This window comes from Teichococcus deserti (assembly GCF_001982615.1).
Classification (GTDB): domain Bacteria; phylum Pseudomonadota; class Alphaproteobacteria; order Acetobacterales; family Acetobacteraceae; genus Pseudoroseomonas; species Pseudoroseomonas deserti.
Genome location: NZ_MLCO01000031.1, coordinates 1 through 15,534 on the forward strand (window position 1 = coordinate 1; position 15,534 = coordinate 15,534).

Consider the following 15,534-nt stretch of genomic DNA (forward strand, 5'->3'; position numbering starts at 1 on the left):
ACCGTCACCAGCGCAACCTTGCCGTCCAGCCGTAGCATCCAACGCTCTCCCTCAACCGCGCACCGCGGCGCATAGCCCGCCATCCACCAGCAGCTCCGTGCCGGTGATGTATTTCGCCTCGTCCGAGGCCAGGAACAGCGCGGCATTGGCCACGTCCCAGGCCTCGCCCATGCGGCCGATCGGCACCTGGTCGTGGCGGCGCTGGAAGAAGGCGTCGCGATCCATCCCCGTCTCGCGGCTGGCAAAGTCTTCTGCCAGCTTCTCGACCAGCGGCGTGTTCATCAGCCCCGGCAGCACGCAGTTCAGCCGCACGCCGCGGCGGGCATAGTCGACGGCGACGACGCGGCTGAACTGCACAAGCCCGGCCTTGGCGGCGGCATAGCCGGCCTGCGGCTTGCCGGTGTAGCGGATCGCCGCGGTGGAGGCGATCGAGACGATGGCGCCGGCGCCCTGCGCTTCCATCAGCGGCAGCACCGCCTTGCAGCAGAGGAAGGCGCTCTTCAGGTTGATGTCGATCTGCGCGTCCCAGTCTTCCTCGCTCATCGTCGCGGGGTCGCCGGGGCGCGACAGGCCGACATTGTTGACCAGCACATCGACGCGGCCGAAGCGCGCGACGCAATCGGCGACCAGCGCCTCGACGCTGGGCTTGTCGGTGACATCGCCGATGCCGAAAGCGAAGTCCTTGCCCTCGGCCCCGATCAGCTGCGCGGTTTCCTCCGCCGCGGCGCGGTTGCGCTCGACGCCATAGACCGAGGCGCCCTGCCGCGCGAAGGTCACCGCGATCGCCTTGCCATTGCCCCAGCCCGGCCCCTGCGAGCCGCAGCCGGTGACGATGGCGACCTTGCCCTCAAGCCTTCCCATCGGGGGCGGCCTTCGGCTGCGCCAGCGGGTCGGCGGCATCGATCCCCAGCGCCTCGAGGAAGCGGGAGACCATGTTGTAGGCGCCGATGGTTGCCGTCAGCTCCACCAGCAGCCGCGGCTCCAGCCGCGGGCGCAGCGCCTCGAAGACGCCTTCGGGAACGTGCACATGCTGGGTCATGGCGTCGCAATAGGCCAGCACCGCCTGCTCGGTGGCGTCGAACAGGGCCGATTGCGCGCGCCAGTCGACCAGCGCCTCGACCTGGTCCTGGCTAAGCCCTTCCTTCAGCGCGATCGGCGCATGCTGCGCGGCCTCGTAGGGCGCGGCGTTCAGATGGGCGATGCGCATGATCACCATCTCGCGCAGCTTGCCCGGCAGCGCGCATTCATGGCGGATGGCGGTCAGGTAGCGCAGCCAGCCTTCGGCCACCGGCGCGCTGTGCAGCAGCATGGCATAGAGATGCAGGACGGAGCCGCGCTCCCGCACGATGCGGTCGACGAGCGGGCGCGTCTCGGGCCGATCCGGATCGGCATAGGCGATGCGGGCCAAGGGCGTGTTCCTCACGATCTCGCCGCGTCGCGTGCCGCGCGGCGTTGCGATCCACGGAACACCAAGCCTCGCCACGCGTCAACGACCGCAGGGCGGCCCCAGGAAAAAGGGCCGCGGCAGGATGCCCCGCCGCGGCCCCCTGCGCCGCCCGGACGGTCAGGCGGCCGCGTAGCCGATGATCGCCTTGGTCTCGAGGAACTCCTCCAGGCCGAAGGCGCTGTATTCGCGGCCATTGCCCGACTGCTTGTAGCCGCCGAAGGGCGCGCCCCAGTCCCAGGCCGGGTAGTTGATGCGAACGTCGCCGGCGCGCATCTGCGCCGCCACCTTGCGCGCCGCCGCCAGGTCGGCCGACTGCACGTAGGAGGACAGGCCATAGACGGTGTCGTTGGCCATGGCGACCACCTCATCCACCGTCTCATAGGGCAGGATGGCGAGGACTGGCCCAAAAATCTCCTCGCGGGCGATGCGCATCGAGGGCTTCACGTTGGCGAAGACGGTGGGGCGGATGAAATAGCCGCGGTTCAGCCCCTCCGGCCGGCCGGTGCCGCCGGTCAGCAGCTCGGCGCCTTCGTCGATGCCGGACTGGATCAGGTCCTGGATCTTGTCGAACTGGATCTGGCTGACCACCGGGCCGAGCTTGGTGTCGGCGGCACGCGGGTCGCCGACCTTGTAGGTCTCGGCAGCGGCCTTCGCGATCTTCTTGACGTCATCCATCTTGGAAGACGGGACGAACATGCGCGTAGGGGCATTGCAGGACTGGCCGCTATTGCCGAAGCAGCCGGCAATGCCCTTGGTCACCGCCTTCTGGAAATCGACATCGGCCAGGAGGATGTTCGCCGACTTGCCGCCGAGCTCCTGGCTGACGCGCTTGACGGTGTCGGCCGCGGCCTTCGCCACCTGGATGCCGGCGCGGGTCGAGCCGGTGAAGGACATCATGTCCACATCCGGATGCGCCGACAGCGCCGCACCGGCCGTCGGGCCGTCGCCATTGACCAGGTTGAACACGCCCTTCGGCACGCCGGCCTCGTGCAGCACCTCGGCAATCAGCAGTGCGTCGATCGGCGCGATCTCGGAGGGCTTCAGCACCATGGTGCAGCCGGCGGCGAGCGCGGGGCCCACCTTGCAGGCGATCTGGTTGATCGGCCAGTTCCAGGGGGTGATCAGGCCGCAGACGCCGATCGGCTCGCGCACGATCATGGTGCTGCCGCGCATCTCCTCGAACTCATAGGTCTCGAGCACGCGGATCAGCTCGCGCAGATGGCCCGGGCCCATTGCCGCCTGGGCGTCGCGGGCGAGCGAGACGGGCGCGCCCATCTCCTGGCTGATCGCCTGGACGAATTCCTCGTAGCGGCGCTCATAGATCTCGACGACGCGCTTCAGCAGGGCCACGCGCTCGGCGCGGCTGGTGGCGGCGAAGGCCGGGAAGGCCGCCTTGGCCGCGGCGACGGCGCGGTCGATATCGGCGGCGCTGCCCATGGAGATCTGGGTATAGGCCTCCTCGGTGGAGGGATCGATCACATCCAGCGTCTTCGGCGTGATCGGGTCGACCCAGGCGCCGTCGATGTAGAATTTCAGGTTGTTCATGCCGTGTTCCTCCAGCGCGGCGCCGTCGCCATTTGCGACTGCGTTCCATTATCAGTTGTGCGCTCCCGGCGCCGGGCCGGCAAGCCCGGGAACGGTCAACAGACTGGCCACGTTATTCCGTGCTGGATATGACGGTCAACCGCGGGCGGCGTCAGCTCCACCGAACGTCATAGAACTGCGGAAAGCCGCTGCGCAGCCCGGTCAGCCGCCTGGAGAAGATGGTGGGCTGGTAGTAGACGCCGAGCGGCAGATAGGGAACATCCTCCCAGAACTGCCGCTGGATCGCCTCGCCCACCTGCTTCTGGGCGGCCAGGTCCGGCGCGTCGAACCAGTCCTGGCGCAGCGCCTCCAGCCGCGGCAAAGTCGGCCAGCCAAACCAGGCGCCGGCGCCATTGCCGCGCAGCCCGAGATGGCTGGCCGGGTCGAAATTGTTGGTCCCCGTCAGGAAGGTGATGAAAAGGTTCCAGCCTCCGGCTTGCGGTGCATCCTTCTTGGCGCGGCGCTGCACCACCGTGCCCCAGTCCAGCACCTGCAGGTCGACATTCAGCCCGCCGCGCTTCAGCGCATCGGCGGCCACCAGCCCCATGGCGCTCTGCGCCGGGTAGTCGCCGGCGACCATCATCACCACCGGCTCGCCCTTGTAGCCGGCGGCGGCCAGGTCGCGCTTCACCTTGTCATAGTCGCGCCTGCCGCTGATCACCTCGAGGCCGGCGCTGTTGGCCAGCGGCGTGCCGGGCGGGAAGGGGCCGACGCCGTCCTTCCAGAGGCTGGCATCGTTGCCGGCGATGGCCTGCATGCAATCGGCCTGGCTGATGGCGCCGAGCAGCGCGCGGCGGATCGCCGCATTGTCGAAAGGCGGCAGCAGGTGGTTGAAGCGCAGCGTGCCAAGATTGCCGCTCACATCCTGCACCATCGACGAGAAGCGGTTGCCGCGGGACAGCATCGGCATCAGGTCGATGGCCGCCTGCTGCCACCAGTCGACCTCGCCATTCATCAGCGCGCCCGCCGCCGTCGCCGGGTCGGGGATGATGCGCCACTCGATGCGGTCGAAATGCACGGTCTTGGGGCCCGCGGTGAAGCTGGCCGGGCCGCCCTCGCGCGGCTTGTAGCCCTCGAACCGGCCATAGGCGGAGAAGGCGCCGTCGACATGCTCGCGCGCGAGATACCGGAAGGGGCCGGAGCCGACCATCTCGGTCACCCGCGTGCCGGGGTCGGTCTTCGCCAGCCGCTCCGGCATGATCGCGGGCATCGAGGTGCCGGTCTTGCCGAGCGCATTCGGCAGCAGCGGGAATCTTTTCTTCAGCCGGAAGACGATGGTGCGGTCGGTCGGCGCCGACAGTTCTTCCGTCGCCGCCATCAGCGCCGCGGTGAAGGCGTCGCGGGCGGCGATGCGGCGGATGCTGGCGATGCAGTCGACGCCGCGCACCGGCTCGCCGTCATGGAAGCGCAGGCCTTCGCGGAGCGTCAGGGTCCAGCGCAGCCCATCCTCCTCGACGACATGGCCTTCGACCATCTGCGGCTGGACGGAGAAGTCATCGGCCTGGCCATAGAGCGTGTCGAAGACCAGGTAGCCATGGTTGCGGGTGACCGTCGCCGTGGTCCAGACCGGGTCCAGCACGGTCGCGTCGCTTTCGGGGACGAAGCGCAGCACGCGGCTGCCGGGGCCGCTCTGCGCGGCGGCCAGGCGGGGTGCCGCCAATGCGGCAGCGGTGGAGGCAAGGAAGGCACGGCGCTCCATGGCACACTCCCTCGACCGGCTTTTTTCCCGTGGGGGCGGACTCGTTGGTCCGCCCCGCGTTACGCCCAGCATGCACCGCGCGGCGGCGCTCAGGAAAGCCCCGCGGCGCGGCGTCAGCCCTTGGCCATGTCGAGCGGCGGCGGGATCTCGGCCGGGATCGGGCTGGCATAGGTCTGGCCCTGCAGCCGCTCGGCCAGCTCCGCCTTGGCGCGGGTGATCAGCCCCTGGTCCTGCAGCGCGGCGACGGCGGTGGCGGCCATCACCTTGGCGGCATGCACCATGCCCTTATGCGCATGCGGGCTCTTGCCCTGGGCGGTCAGCTGCCAGGAATGGAAGGGCGTGCCCACGGCGCAGGTCGCGCCATGCGCCTGCACCGTCGGCACCACCCAGGAGACGTCGCCGACGTCGGTCGAGCCCACCATCGGCTTGCGCGGCGCGTCCAGCGGCACGACGGTGCTGCACAGCGCCATGTCGCCGTCGAAAGGCAGGCCGGCGCCGCGGAAGGCGGCGCGGATGTCCTCCGGATCCAGCGTCGCGCGGATCTGGTTGGCATAGTCCCGGTCGGCGGCGTCGAATTCCGGCGCGCCCAGCCGGTCGAACTCGGCCTGCATCGCCTGCTCCAGCACCTTGTTGCCGACCAGGTTGGAGAAGGCGGCGACGATGCGCATCTCGACCTTGGTCTCGGTCATCAGCGCGGCGCCCTCGGCGATCTTGCGCACCCGCTCGACCAGCGCGCGCATGCCGGCGAGATCGGTGTTGCGCACGGCATAGCGCACCTTGGCGCGGCCCTGCACGACGTTCGGCGCGATGCCGCCGGCGTCGAGCACGGCGTAATGGACCCGCGCCTCGCTGTTCATGTGCTCGCGCATGTAGTTGACGCCGACATTCATCAGCTCCACCGCATCCAGCGCCGAGCGGCCCAGATGCGGCGCCGCAGCGGCATGGCTGGAGCGGCCGGTGAAGGTGAAGTCGACGCGGGTGTTTGCCAATGCGATGGCGGGGGCGACGCCGGCGAAGGAATCCGGGTGCCAGGTGATAGCCAGGTCGACATCGTCGAACAGGCCGGCGCGCACCATGAAGGTCTTGCCGGCGCCGCCCTCTTCGGCCGGGCAGCCATAGTAGCGGACACGGCCCTTGATGCCCTGCGCCGCCAGCCAGTCCTTCACCGCGGTCGCGGCCAGCATGGCGCCGGCGCCCAGCAGGTTGTGGCCGCAGCCATGGCCGGCGCCGCCCTGGCCCTCGACCGGGCGGTGCTCGGCGATGCCGGCGGTCTGGCTCAGCCCCGGCAGCGCGTCATATTCGCCGAGGATGGCGATGACCGGGCCTTCATCGCCGGCCTCGGCGACGATGGCGCTGGGGATGTCGGCGACGCCCTGGCGCACGGCGAAGCCCTGGCGCTGCAGCTCCTCGACATGCGCGGCCGAGGAACGGGCCTCGGTGTAGAGCACCTCGGGCGTCTCCCAGACGCGGTCGGCCAGCGCCACCATGGCCTCGCGCTTGGCCTCGACCAGTGCCCAGATATCGGGGGTGTTCTGCATGATGACGTGTCTCTCCGGTGGTCAGATCAGGCCGCGGGCACGCAGCAGGGCGTCTTCCTGCGGCGGGCGGCCGCGGAAGTCCAGATAGAGCGCCATGGGATCGCGCGATCCGCCGGCGGCGTAGATTTCTCGTAATTTCTGCGACAGGCGCGGATCGAAGACGTCGCCGGACTCTTCGAAGGCCGCGAACCCGTCCGCATCCAGCACTTCCGCCCAGAGATAAGCGTAGTAGCCGGCGGCATACATGGAGCCGCCGAAGAGATGGCTGAAATGCAGCGTGCGATGCCGCAGCCCGACGGCCTCCGGCATCTTTCTGTCGGCCAGGAAGGCAGCCTCAAACGCGGCGGGGTCGAGCGTCGAGGGATCGTCCAGGCTGTGCAGCGCCATGTCGAGCAGCGCCGAGCCCACCAGGGCCGTCGTGAAAAAACCCTGGTTGAAGGTGCGGGCGCCGAGCACGGCGTCGCGCAGCGCGGCGGGGATCGGCGCGCCCGTCTCGACATGGCGGGCATGGCGGTCGAGCACGGCCGGCGTCGCCAGCCAGTTCTCCAGCACCTGGGAGGGGAACTCGACGAAGTCGTGCTCGACATTGGTGCCGGATTGCGAGGGGTAGCGCACCGTGCTGATCAGCCCGTGCAACGCATGGCCGAGCTCATGGAAGACGGTGCGCGCATCGTCCCAGCTGAGCAGGGTCGGGTTGCCGCGGGCGATGTTGTTGTCGTTGGTGACCACGGCGCGGGCGCCGGTCAGCGCGGCCGCATCCGACAGGCTGGACATCCAGGCGCCGGAGCGCTTGCCGGGCCGGGCATAGTTGTCCATCACGAAAAGACCGAGCGTTTCCGCCCCGGACTTCACTTCAAAGCTGCGCGCATCGACGTGCCAGGCGGGCAGGTCGTCTCGCTCGACGAAGGTGACGCCGAACAGGCGATGCGCGGTGTCGAAGGCGGCCTCCAGCACGCGGGGCAGCGGCAGATAGGGCTTGAGGGCGGCCTCGTCGATGCCGTGGCGCTGCTGGCGCAGCCGCTCGGCATAGAAGGCCCAGTCCCAGGCGGCGATCGTCCCGCCGAGACCGTCGGCATCGGCCAGGGCCTGCAGGTCGGCCTCCTCGACCAGGGCGCGGGCGCGGCCGGCCTCCCACAGCTTTTCCAGCAGCGCCATTGCGGCCTTGGGGCTGCCGGCCATGGAGCCGTCGAGTGCGTATTCCGCGTGGTTCGAGAAACCCAGCAGCCGGGCACGCTCGGCCCGCAGCGCCAGCAGGCGCGGCACCAGGGGGGCGTTGGCCTCCGCGGCGCGGACCGACCAGGCCTGGTGCACCGCCTGGCGCAGGTCGCGCCGGGTGGATTGCGCCAGGAACTGCTCCATGACGCTGCGCGACAGGGTGACCAGCCAGCCCTGTTCCCCGCGTTCGTCCGCGGCGGCCTGCAGCGCGGCGCGGAAGTCGTCGGACAGGCCGTCGAGATCGGTGGCCGACAGGGACAGCGTCCAGTCGCGCTCGGCGCGCGTCACGTTCTGGGCGAATTCGGTCTCCAGCCGGCTGGCCTCGCCGGCGATGGCCAGCATCCGGGCGCGGCCGGGGGCGTCCAGCCCGGCGCCGGCGCGGCGCATCTGCCGGCGATGCTGCGCCAGCAGGCGGCGCTGGTCCTCTTCCCGCCCGTCCTCGGGCACCGCCATCAGCCGGGCGTACAGAAAAGAATCACCGGTGATGGCGGCGTCGTGCTCGGCCAGCACCGGCGACCATTCCAGCTCCAGCGCCTCGATCGCCGGGTCGCCCAGGTTGCTGGCCAGGGTGTCCAGGCAGCGCGAGACCAGGCTGAGCTGGCGGCCGGCGCGCTCCAGCGGCTCCAGCGTGTTGGCGAAATCGGCCGGATCGCGACTGGCCAGGATGGCGGCGATCTCGGCCTTGTGGGCGGCCAGCGCCGCGGTCAGGGCCGGCGGGAAATGCTCGGGGCGCAGCCGCGGGAAGGGCGGCAGGCCGGCAGCGCTGTCCCAGGTCTCGAAGAAGGGGTTGTCGGCCATGGGACGCTCCTCGGGCTGGCGGCGGGGGGAGTAGCAATCCCCCGCCCCGCCAGCCTTGTCCACTAGCCCAGCTTGCCGACCGCGGCCTCGAGCTGGCCCCAGGCCTCGGCGCCGTAGCGGGTCTTCCACTGCTCGTAGAAGCCGGCCTGCTGCAGCTTCTGGCGGAAGGGCGCGGGGTCGGGGGCGTTGAAGCGCAGGCCGCGGGCGGCCAGCGTGCCCTCCAGCGCGGTGGAGAGGGTCGCCAGGTCCTCGCGCTCGCGCAGCGCGGCGGCGTCGAGCTCCTGCTGCACCATCTCCTGCTGGCCGGTCGTGAGGCCTGCGAAGGCGCGGCGGTTGGCCAGCAGCCAGAAGCCGTCCCACATGTGGTTGGTCATGGCGCAGAATTTCTGGACCTCATAGAGGCGGGCGGTCTCGATGACGGGCAGCGGGTTTTCCTGGCCGTCGACCAGGCGGGTCTGCAGCGCCGAATAGGTCTCGGCGAAGTTGATCGAGGCGGGCGCCGCGCCGAAGGCCCGGAACAGCGAGGTCCAGAGCGGGCTGACGGGCACGCGGATCTTGAAGTTGGCCAGGTCCTCGGGCTTTTCCACCGGCTTGGCGGCCGAGGTGATCTGGCGAAAGCCGTTGTCCCAGATGCGGGTCATCGGCGTCAGCCCGGCCTTGGCGATCTCGCCGCGCAGGAAGGCGCCCAGCGCCCCGTCCATGGCGCGCCAGACGGTCGGATAGTCGGGGAAGGCGAAGCCGACGCCGTTCAGCGAGGCCACCGGCACCAGGGTCGAGAGGATCAGCCCCGACAGCGTCATCATCTGCACCGCGCCGGAGCGCAGCTGGCTCAGCACGTCGGTGTCGGCGCCGAGCTGGTTGGCCGGGAACAGCCGCAGCTCCAGCTTGCCATCGCTGCGGCTTCCGATGGTGGCCGCGGCCTCCAGCAGCCGCTGGTTCAGCGGGTGGCTGGGGGGCAGGTTGGTGGAGAGGCGCAGCACGGTCTCGGCCGCCAGGGGGCGGCGCAGCGCCGGCAGCGCCAGGGCCAGGCCCAGCGAGGCCGCGCCGAGATGGCGGCGGGTCAGCAAGTCAGTCATCCGGTCGTTTCCCTGGTCGCCCGGGGTTTTTGGACGGTCCCGGGTCGCGCGCCGCGCCAGACTGCGCCCGGCGCGGCGACACTCCAAGGGGGAAAGCTCAGCCCCGGCTGGTGCCCATGGCCTGACCGAGCTCGGCAATGGCCGCCAGCTTGGCCTCGAAGAGCGACCAGTCGTCGGATTCGGCGATCGGGGCCCAGAGCGCCTCGAGCTCGTCGATCAGCAGGCGGGCGGCGGGGATGGCGCGGTGGAAATAGGGGTGCTCCAGCCGGGTGGTGTCGACGGCGCGGAAGTCCTCCAGCCGCTCCTTGAAGGCGGCGAAGGCCGGGGTCGCGTAATGCGCGGCCGAGGGGCTGGCGGCCGCGCGGACGCCACTGGCGAGACCCCCCTGCCAGTCGAAGACCGCCTGCTCGAAGGGCGCCTGGCTTTCGCCCAGGAAGCTCTCCCAGAGGACGCAGAGCTGGGTGTCGGCCTCCTGCCCCAGGCTGCGCAGGCCCAGGCGCTGCAGCCAGGCCTCGGTCCAGGCGGCCTCGAAGGCGGGGGCGAAGCCTTCCAGCGTGCCCTGCAGCGCGTCCATGCTGGAGAGTGGCAGGAGGCATTCGGCCAGCCGCGCCAGGTTCCACAGCAGGGTCTGCGGCTGGCGGCCATAGGCGTAGAGGCCGTTATAGTCGAAATAGGCGGCGGTGAAGTTCGGGTCGTAGGTCGGCAGGAAGCGCCAGGGGCCGTAGTCGAAGCTCTCGCCGGTGATGTTGATGTTGTCGGTGTTCAGCACGCCATGGACGAAGCCGGCGGCCATCCATTGCGCGCCGGTCCGGGCCACCCGGCGCATCACGGCTTCCAGGAAAGCGGTGGCGTCGCGGCCGGCGGCCTCGGGCAGGTAGTTGTCCAGGCAGTATTCCATCAGCCGCTGCACGCCGGCGGTGTCGCGGTTGAAGGCCAGGCGCTGAAAGCTGCCGATGCGGACATGCGAATGGTTCAGCCGCACCAGCACGGCGCTGCGGGTGGGGGAGGGCTCGTCCTGGCGCACCAGGTTCTCCCCGGTCTCGACCAGGCTGAAGGGCTTCGAGGTGTCGACGCCCTGGGCCTCCAGCAATTGCGCGGCCAGCACCTCGCGCACGCCGCCCTTCAGGGTCAGGCGGCCATCGGCGCCGCGCGACCAGGGGGTTGTTCCAGTCCCCTTGGTGCCGAGGTCCAGAAGCCGCCCGCCCTCTTCCTCCAGCTGAGCGAACAGAAAACCGCGGCCGTCGCCGAGCTGCGGGTTGAAGCTGCGGAACTGGTGGCCGTGGTAGCGCAGCGCCAGCGGCTGCTCGAAGCTGCCGAGCAGGGGCCGGAAGCGGCCGAAATGGTCGGTCCATTCGGCCTCGGTCAGGCCGCCGAGCCCGAGCGCCGCCGCCCAGGGCTGGTTGCGGAAGCGGATGCGGTGCTGCGGGAACTCGGCCGCGGCGACCACGTCGAAGAAATCATCGCCGAGCTGGGCGTGGCGGATGGCCGGGCGGAAGCGTGCATCGAAGGGCATTCCTTCCAGTTAGGCGCGCCCGCTGGGCGCGTAAAGCGCCGGCTGCTTGACCTTGGGGGGGAGGGGTCCATACTCAGCTACAACGACTGGAACGATATTCTGCGGAGCGGAATTGCGCATGGCGCTTGGGACGGCGGAATTCGATCCGGTCACGGCGGGGTGGTCGGAGCGGGAGGCGGGGGGTTTCACCGACCTGGTCGGGCCGCTCTGGGCCAGGCGCGACAGCGAGGGATGGGCCTATGGCCTGCTGGCCGGGCCGCAGCATGCCAATGTGCATGGCATCGTGCATGGCGGGATGCTGATGACCTTGATCGACAACGCGCTGGGCCTGACCGTGTGGGAGGCGACGGGGCGGCAGCCGGCGGTGACGATGCAGCTGAACACGCAGTTCATCGCCGCGGCGCGGCCGGGCGACTTCATCGAGGCGCGGGGCGAGGTTCTTCGTGTCGCACGGTCGGTGGTCTTCGTCCGCGGTGTTCTGTCTGTCCGTGGCGAGACTGTCCTGGCGGCGGATGGCGTGTGGAAGGTGATCAGATCTTCTAATCAAAAATAGATGGGGGTTCGGGGGAATACTTCCCCCTGACCTTTCTGAAACAGGCGAAACAGCCGCAGCCTTGGGAGGGGCGTTCTGGTCATGCTGGACAGGCGTGTCGCGGATTTTGCGCAGGCCATTGCCGGGATCGGCGACGGCGCGACGATCTTGCTGGGCGGCTTTGGCGGCGCGGGCACGCCGCTGGGCCTGGTGGCGGCGGTGCATGCGGCAGGGCTGAAGGACCTGACGGTCATCGCCAACAACGGCGGCAGCGCCGAGCCGGATCTGAGCCTGTGGCTGGCGGCGGGACAGGTGCGCAAGCTGGTCTGCTCCTATCCCAAGTCCAAGCTGAACACGACGGCGAGCTTTTCCGAGCTGTATCTGGCCGGGAAGATCGAGCTGGAGCTGGTGCCGCAGGGCACGCTGGTCGAGCGCATCCGCTGCGGCGGCGCGGGCCTCGGCGGGTTCTACACGCCGGTGGGCGCCGGCACCGCGCTGGCCGAGGGCAAGGAGACCCGCATGATCGACGGGCGCGAGCATGTGCTGGAGAAGCCGATCCGGGCCGATGTGGCGCTGCTGCGGGCGCGGCAGGCGGATCGCCTGGGCAACCTGACCTACAACATGGCCGCGCGGAACTTTGCGCCGGTGATGGCGACGGCGGCGGAGCTGGTGGTGGCCGAGGTCGAGGAATTCGTCGAGCCGGGCGCGATCGATCCGGAAGCGGTGGTGACGCCGGGCATCTTCGTCGACCGCGTGGTGCTGAAGGGGGCGCCGCGATGAGCACGCCCTTGACCCGCGAGCAGCTGGCCCGCCGCATCGCCCGCGCCATTCCGGACGGCGCCTTCGTCAATCTGGGCATCGGGCTGCCCGACCAGATCCCCGACCACATCCCCGCCGGCCGCGAGATCTTCCTGCACAGCGAGAACGGCATCCTGAACATGGGACCGCGGCCGCCGGCGGGCGAGGAGAACTGGGACCTGATCAATGCGGGCAAGCAGCCGGTGACGCTGCGCACCGGCGGTTCCTTCTTCGATTCCTCGCTGAGCTTCGCGATGATGCGGGGCGGGCATCTCGACATTTCTGTGCTCGGTGCCTTCCAGGTGTCGGAGAGGGGCGACCTGGCGAACTGGTCGACCGGCATCGGCGAGGGCGTCCCCGCGGTCGGCGGCGCGATGGATCTGGCGGTGGGCGCCCGGGAGATCTGGGTGATGATGGAGCATACCTCGCGGCACGGGCATGCGCGGATCGTACGCGACTGCACCTATCCGCTGACCGCCCGCGGCGTGGTGAAGCGGATTTTCTCCAACCTCGCCGTCATCGCCGTCACCGCGGACGGGCTGGAGGTCGAGGAAATCCTGCCGGGCCTCAGCCTCGACGCGCTGCGCGCCCAGACCGAGGCGCCGCTGCGCCCCGGCGCGATGCGGCCGCTGGAGGGCTGACGCGCGCCCATGGCAGCCGAAGGCAGCCGCGTCGCGCGCATCGTGGCGCGGCTGTCGGGATCGATCGCGGCAGGGACGCTGCGCGCCGGGGAGCGCATCGCTTCCGTCCGTCAGGCGGCGCGCGACCAGGGCGTGTCGAAGAACACCATGGCCGAGGCCTATGACCGGCTGGTCGCCGCCGGATGCCTGGAAGCCCGCCGCGGTTCAGGCTTTTTCGTCACGTCGCAGCCGGTCGTCGCCACCCCGCAGGCCAAGCCGCATCTCGCCGAGGCGCTCGACCTGGTCTCGCTGCTGCGCGAGCAGGGCGAGGCGCATTATGCCGTCCGCCCCGGCGATGGCCGCCCGCCGCCGGCCTGGATGGAACGCTCGGAGCTCGCCGCGCATTTCCGCCTGCCGCGCCAGGCCGCCGGCGAGGCGCCGGGCCAGGCGCATGACTATGGCAGCGCCTGGGGCTACGCGCCGCTGCGCGAGCGGCTGTCGCTGACGCTGGCCGAGCGCGGCATCGCCTGCCCGCCGGACCGGCTGCTGCTGACCCAGGGGGCGAACCATGCGCTGGACCTGATCATCCGCCAGCTGGTCGAGCCGGGCGACACGGTGCTGGTCGACGATCCCGGCTACTACCCGCTCTTCGCCAAGCTCAGCCTGGCCAAGGCGCGGATCATCGGCATCCCGCGCGGGCCGGAAGGGCCCGACCTGGCCGCGCTGGAACGGGTTCTCGCGGGTTGCCGGCCACGCGCCTTGTTCACCCAGTCGCTGGCGCACAACCCGACCGGCGGCGGGCTTTCGCTCCCCGTGGCGCATGCCCTGCTGCAGGCCGCCGAGCGCGCCGGCTTCCTGATCGTCGAGGACGATGCCTTCGCCGACATCCTGCCCGCCGCCCTGCCGCGCCTCGCGGCGCTGGATGGGTTGCGGCGGGTTCTCTATGTCGGCACCTTTTCCAAGACACTGTCGGCGTCGCTCAGGGTGGGCTTCGTCGCGGCGCCGCCGGGGCTGGCGGCGACGCTGGCCGACCTGAAGCTGCTGACCGTCGTCGCCACCTCGCAATATGCCGAGCGGCTGGTCTGCGGGCTGATCGCCGCCGGGCATTACCGCCGCCACCTGGCGCGGCTGCAGCGCCGCGTCGCCGCCGCGACCGAGCGCGCCGTCGCCGACCTGTCCGCCATCGGCCTCGCCGCCCGCGCGCCCCCCGGCGGCGGTTTTTATCTATGGATCGAGTTGCCCGGCGGCGTCGACGAGGCCGCGTTGTGTCGTGCCGCGGCGTCGGAAAGCATCTTCCTCGCCCCTGGCAGCGTCTTCCGCATCGAGCGGGAGGGCGCCGTCGCAGCGCTGCGCTGCAACGTCGCCCATGCCGCCGATCCGCGCTTCCTGCAGTTCATGCGCGGGCAGTTCGGAGCGCGTTAGCCGCGCAGCTGCGCCAGCACCTCGGTCGCCGCGTCCTGGCGGACCTGGCGGCGCTCGACCAGGATGGCGGCGACGCGGCCGACCTCCTCCCCCACCGCGCCGGCGGCGATGGCCACGTTATGCGCATGCAGCGCCATATGGCCCTGCTGGATGCCGACGGTGGCCAGCGCCTTCATCGCGCCGAAATTCTGCGCGAGGCCGACGGCGGCGATGATGCGGGCCAGGCGCTCGGCGGTCTTGACGCCCAGGATCTTCAGGCAGGCCTGGGCGGTGGGGTGGATCTTGGTGGCGCCGCCTACCAGGCCCACCGGCATCGGCAGCTCGATCATGCCGGCCAGCTCGCCCTCCGCCGTCATCTCCCAATGCGTCAGGCTGGTGTAGCGGCCGGCGCGCGCGGCATAGGCATGGGCGCCGGCCTCGACCGCGCGGGTGTCGTTGCCGGTGGCCAGCACCACCGCCGAGACGCCGTTCATGATGCCTTTGTTGTGGGTGGCGGCGCGATAGGGATCGGCCTCGGCGAAGTGGTAGGCGGCCAGCATGCCGTCGCGCACCGCCTCGCCGCCGATCGCCTCCACCGGCCAGACGGCGCGGGCGCGGGCCAGGCGGCGGTCGGCCAGGTTGGAGAGAATGCGAAGGAGAGAGCGGCCGCCGCTCCATTCGGCCAGTCGCGGGGCCAGCGTCTCGGCCATGGTGTTGACCGTGTTGGCGCCCATGGCGTCGCGGGTGTCGACGATCAGATGGACGATGACCATGGTGCCGCCGCGGCTCGGCAGGATGCGCACCTCGAGGTCGCGGAAGCCGCCGCCGAGGCGCACCAGCATCGGGTCGCAGGCGTCGCAGAGCGCGCCGATCTCGGCCCGCCGCTCCAGGATGCGCAGCCGCGCGCTTTCCGGGTCGGCGACGCCCAGCAGCTGCACCTGGGCGATCATCTCGCCGCCGGACATCGAGGTGGTGAAGCCGCCGCGGTCATAGCATTGCCGCGCCGAATTGCAGACGGCGGCGACCACCGAGCTTTCCTCGGTCGCCATCGGCACCAGCACGTCTTCGCCGTCGATGCGCAGGTTGGTGGCGACGCCGACCGGGATGGCGATGCTCGAGACCACGTTCTCGATCATATGCTCGGCCAGATGCGGGTCGATGTTGCCGTCGCGCGCCAGCTGGGCGGTGGCGGCGCCGTCCAGCCCGGCGAAGGCGGCGACGGCCTCGCGCCGCTCCTCGGCGGACATGCGGTGGAACCCGCTGATGCGGGACGTCAGATTGCTGATCGACATTGTTCTTCCAGACAGCAGAGG

General features: G+C 70.4%; 13 protein-coding genes. 4 read left to right on the top strand and 9 right to left on the bottom strand.

The features are described 5' to 3' along the window. Nucleotides 1–51 precede the first annotated feature (51 nt). From BKE38_RS04850 to BKE38_RS04885, 8 genes are all read right to left on the bottom strand, one after another. Nucleotides 52–861: an SDR family NAD(P)-dependent oxidoreductase gene (locus tag BKE38_RS04850; RefSeq protein WP_076956240.1), complete on the bottom strand. Its 810-nt coding sequence runs from the start codon at nucleotides 859–861 to the stop codon at nucleotides 52–54. Then, complete coding sequence (locus tag BKE38_RS04855) at nucleotides 848–1,408, bottom strand: carboxymuconolactone decarboxylase family protein (RefSeq protein WP_076956241.1); 561 nt, start codon at nucleotides 1,406–1,408, stop codon at nucleotides 848–850. Before BKE38_RS04855 ends, BKE38_RS04850 begins: the two co-directional genes overlap by 14 nt. 156 nt (nucleotides 1,409–1,564) lie before the next feature. Then, nucleotides 1,565–2,992 (bottom strand): aldehyde dehydrogenase family protein, encoded by a 1,428-nt coding sequence (locus tag BKE38_RS04860; RefSeq protein ID WP_076956242.1) that lies wholly within the window; start codon nucleotides 2,990–2,992, stop codon nucleotides 1,565–1,567. Nucleotides 2,993–3,143: 151 nt separating this feature from the next. Continuing rightward, complete coding sequence (locus tag BKE38_RS04865; RefSeq protein ID WP_076956243.1) at nucleotides 3,144–4,730, bottom strand: ABC transporter substrate-binding protein; 1,587 nt, start codon at nucleotides 4,728–4,730, stop codon at nucleotides 3,144–3,146. A 113-nt stretch (nucleotides 4,731–4,843) separates the two neighbouring features. Further along, the gene (locus BKE38_RS04870; RefSeq protein WP_076956244.1) at nucleotides 4,844–6,268 is read right to left on the bottom strand and encodes a M20 family metallopeptidase; all 1,425 of its coding nucleotides are present in this window, start codon (nucleotides 6,266–6,268) and stop codon (nucleotides 4,844–4,846) included. A gap of 21 nt (nucleotides 6,269–6,289) precedes the next feature. Next, nucleotides 6,290–8,281: a M3 family metallopeptidase gene (locus BKE38_RS04875; RefSeq protein ID WP_076956245.1), complete on the bottom strand. Its 1,992-nt coding sequence runs from the start codon at nucleotides 8,279–8,281 to the stop codon at nucleotides 6,290–6,292. A 62-nt stretch (nucleotides 8,282–8,343) separates the two neighbouring features. Continuing rightward, nucleotides 8,344–9,357: a TRAP transporter substrate-binding protein gene (locus tag BKE38_RS04880; RefSeq protein ID WP_076956246.1), complete on the bottom strand. Its 1,014-nt coding sequence runs from the start codon at nucleotides 9,355–9,357 to the stop codon at nucleotides 8,344–8,346. Between the two features lie 97 nt (nucleotides 9,358–9,454). Continuing rightward, nucleotides 9,455–10,870 (bottom strand): protein adenylyltransferase SelO family protein, encoded by a 1,416-nt coding sequence (locus BKE38_RS04885; RefSeq protein ID WP_076956247.1) that lies wholly within the window; start codon nucleotides 10,868–10,870, stop codon nucleotides 9,455–9,457. 118 nt (nucleotides 10,871–10,988) lie between these two features. Here BKE38_RS04885 and BKE38_RS04890 point away from each other — a divergent pair, with 118 nt between their 5' ends. The 4 genes from BKE38_RS04890 (at nucleotide 10,989) to BKE38_RS04905 (ending at nucleotide 14,242) form a co-directional block, all read left to right on the top strand. Beyond that, the gene (locus BKE38_RS04890) at nucleotides 10,989–11,423 is read left to right on the top strand and encodes a PaaI family thioesterase (RefSeq protein WP_076956248.1); all 435 of its coding nucleotides are present in this window, start codon (nucleotides 10,989–10,991) and stop codon (nucleotides 11,421–11,423) included. 81 nt (nucleotides 11,424–11,504) lie between these two features. Further along, a complete protein-coding gene (locus tag BKE38_RS04895; RefSeq protein WP_076956249.1) occupies nucleotides 11,505–12,182 on the top strand; it encodes a 3-oxoacid CoA-transferase subunit A in 678 nt (225 codons plus the stop codon). Then, nucleotides 12,179–12,841: a 3-oxoacid CoA-transferase subunit B gene (locus BKE38_RS04900; protein ID WP_076956250.1), complete on the top strand. Its 663-nt coding sequence runs from the start codon at nucleotides 12,179–12,181 to the stop codon at nucleotides 12,839–12,841. The genes BKE38_RS04895 and BKE38_RS04900 overlap by 4 nt, the downstream gene beginning before the upstream one ends. A gap of 9 nt (nucleotides 12,842–12,850) precedes the next feature. Further along, entirely contained in the window at nucleotides 12,851–14,242 is a 1,392-nt protein-coding gene (locus BKE38_RS04905) for an aminotransferase-like domain-containing protein (protein ID WP_076956251.1), read from the top strand. On the opposite strand, the gene BKE38_RS04910 is transcribed toward BKE38_RS04905, so the two are convergent. Then, nucleotides 14,239–15,513 carry a hydroxymethylglutaryl-CoA reductase, degradative gene (locus BKE38_RS04910; protein WP_076956252.1) on the bottom strand — a complete coding sequence of 425 codons (1,275 nt, stop codon included), beginning with the start codon at nucleotides 15,511–15,513 and terminating at the stop codon, nucleotides 14,239–14,241. The genes BKE38_RS04905 and BKE38_RS04910 overlap by 4 nt on opposite strands. Between the last annotated feature and the right edge of the window lie 21 nt (nucleotides 15,514–15,534).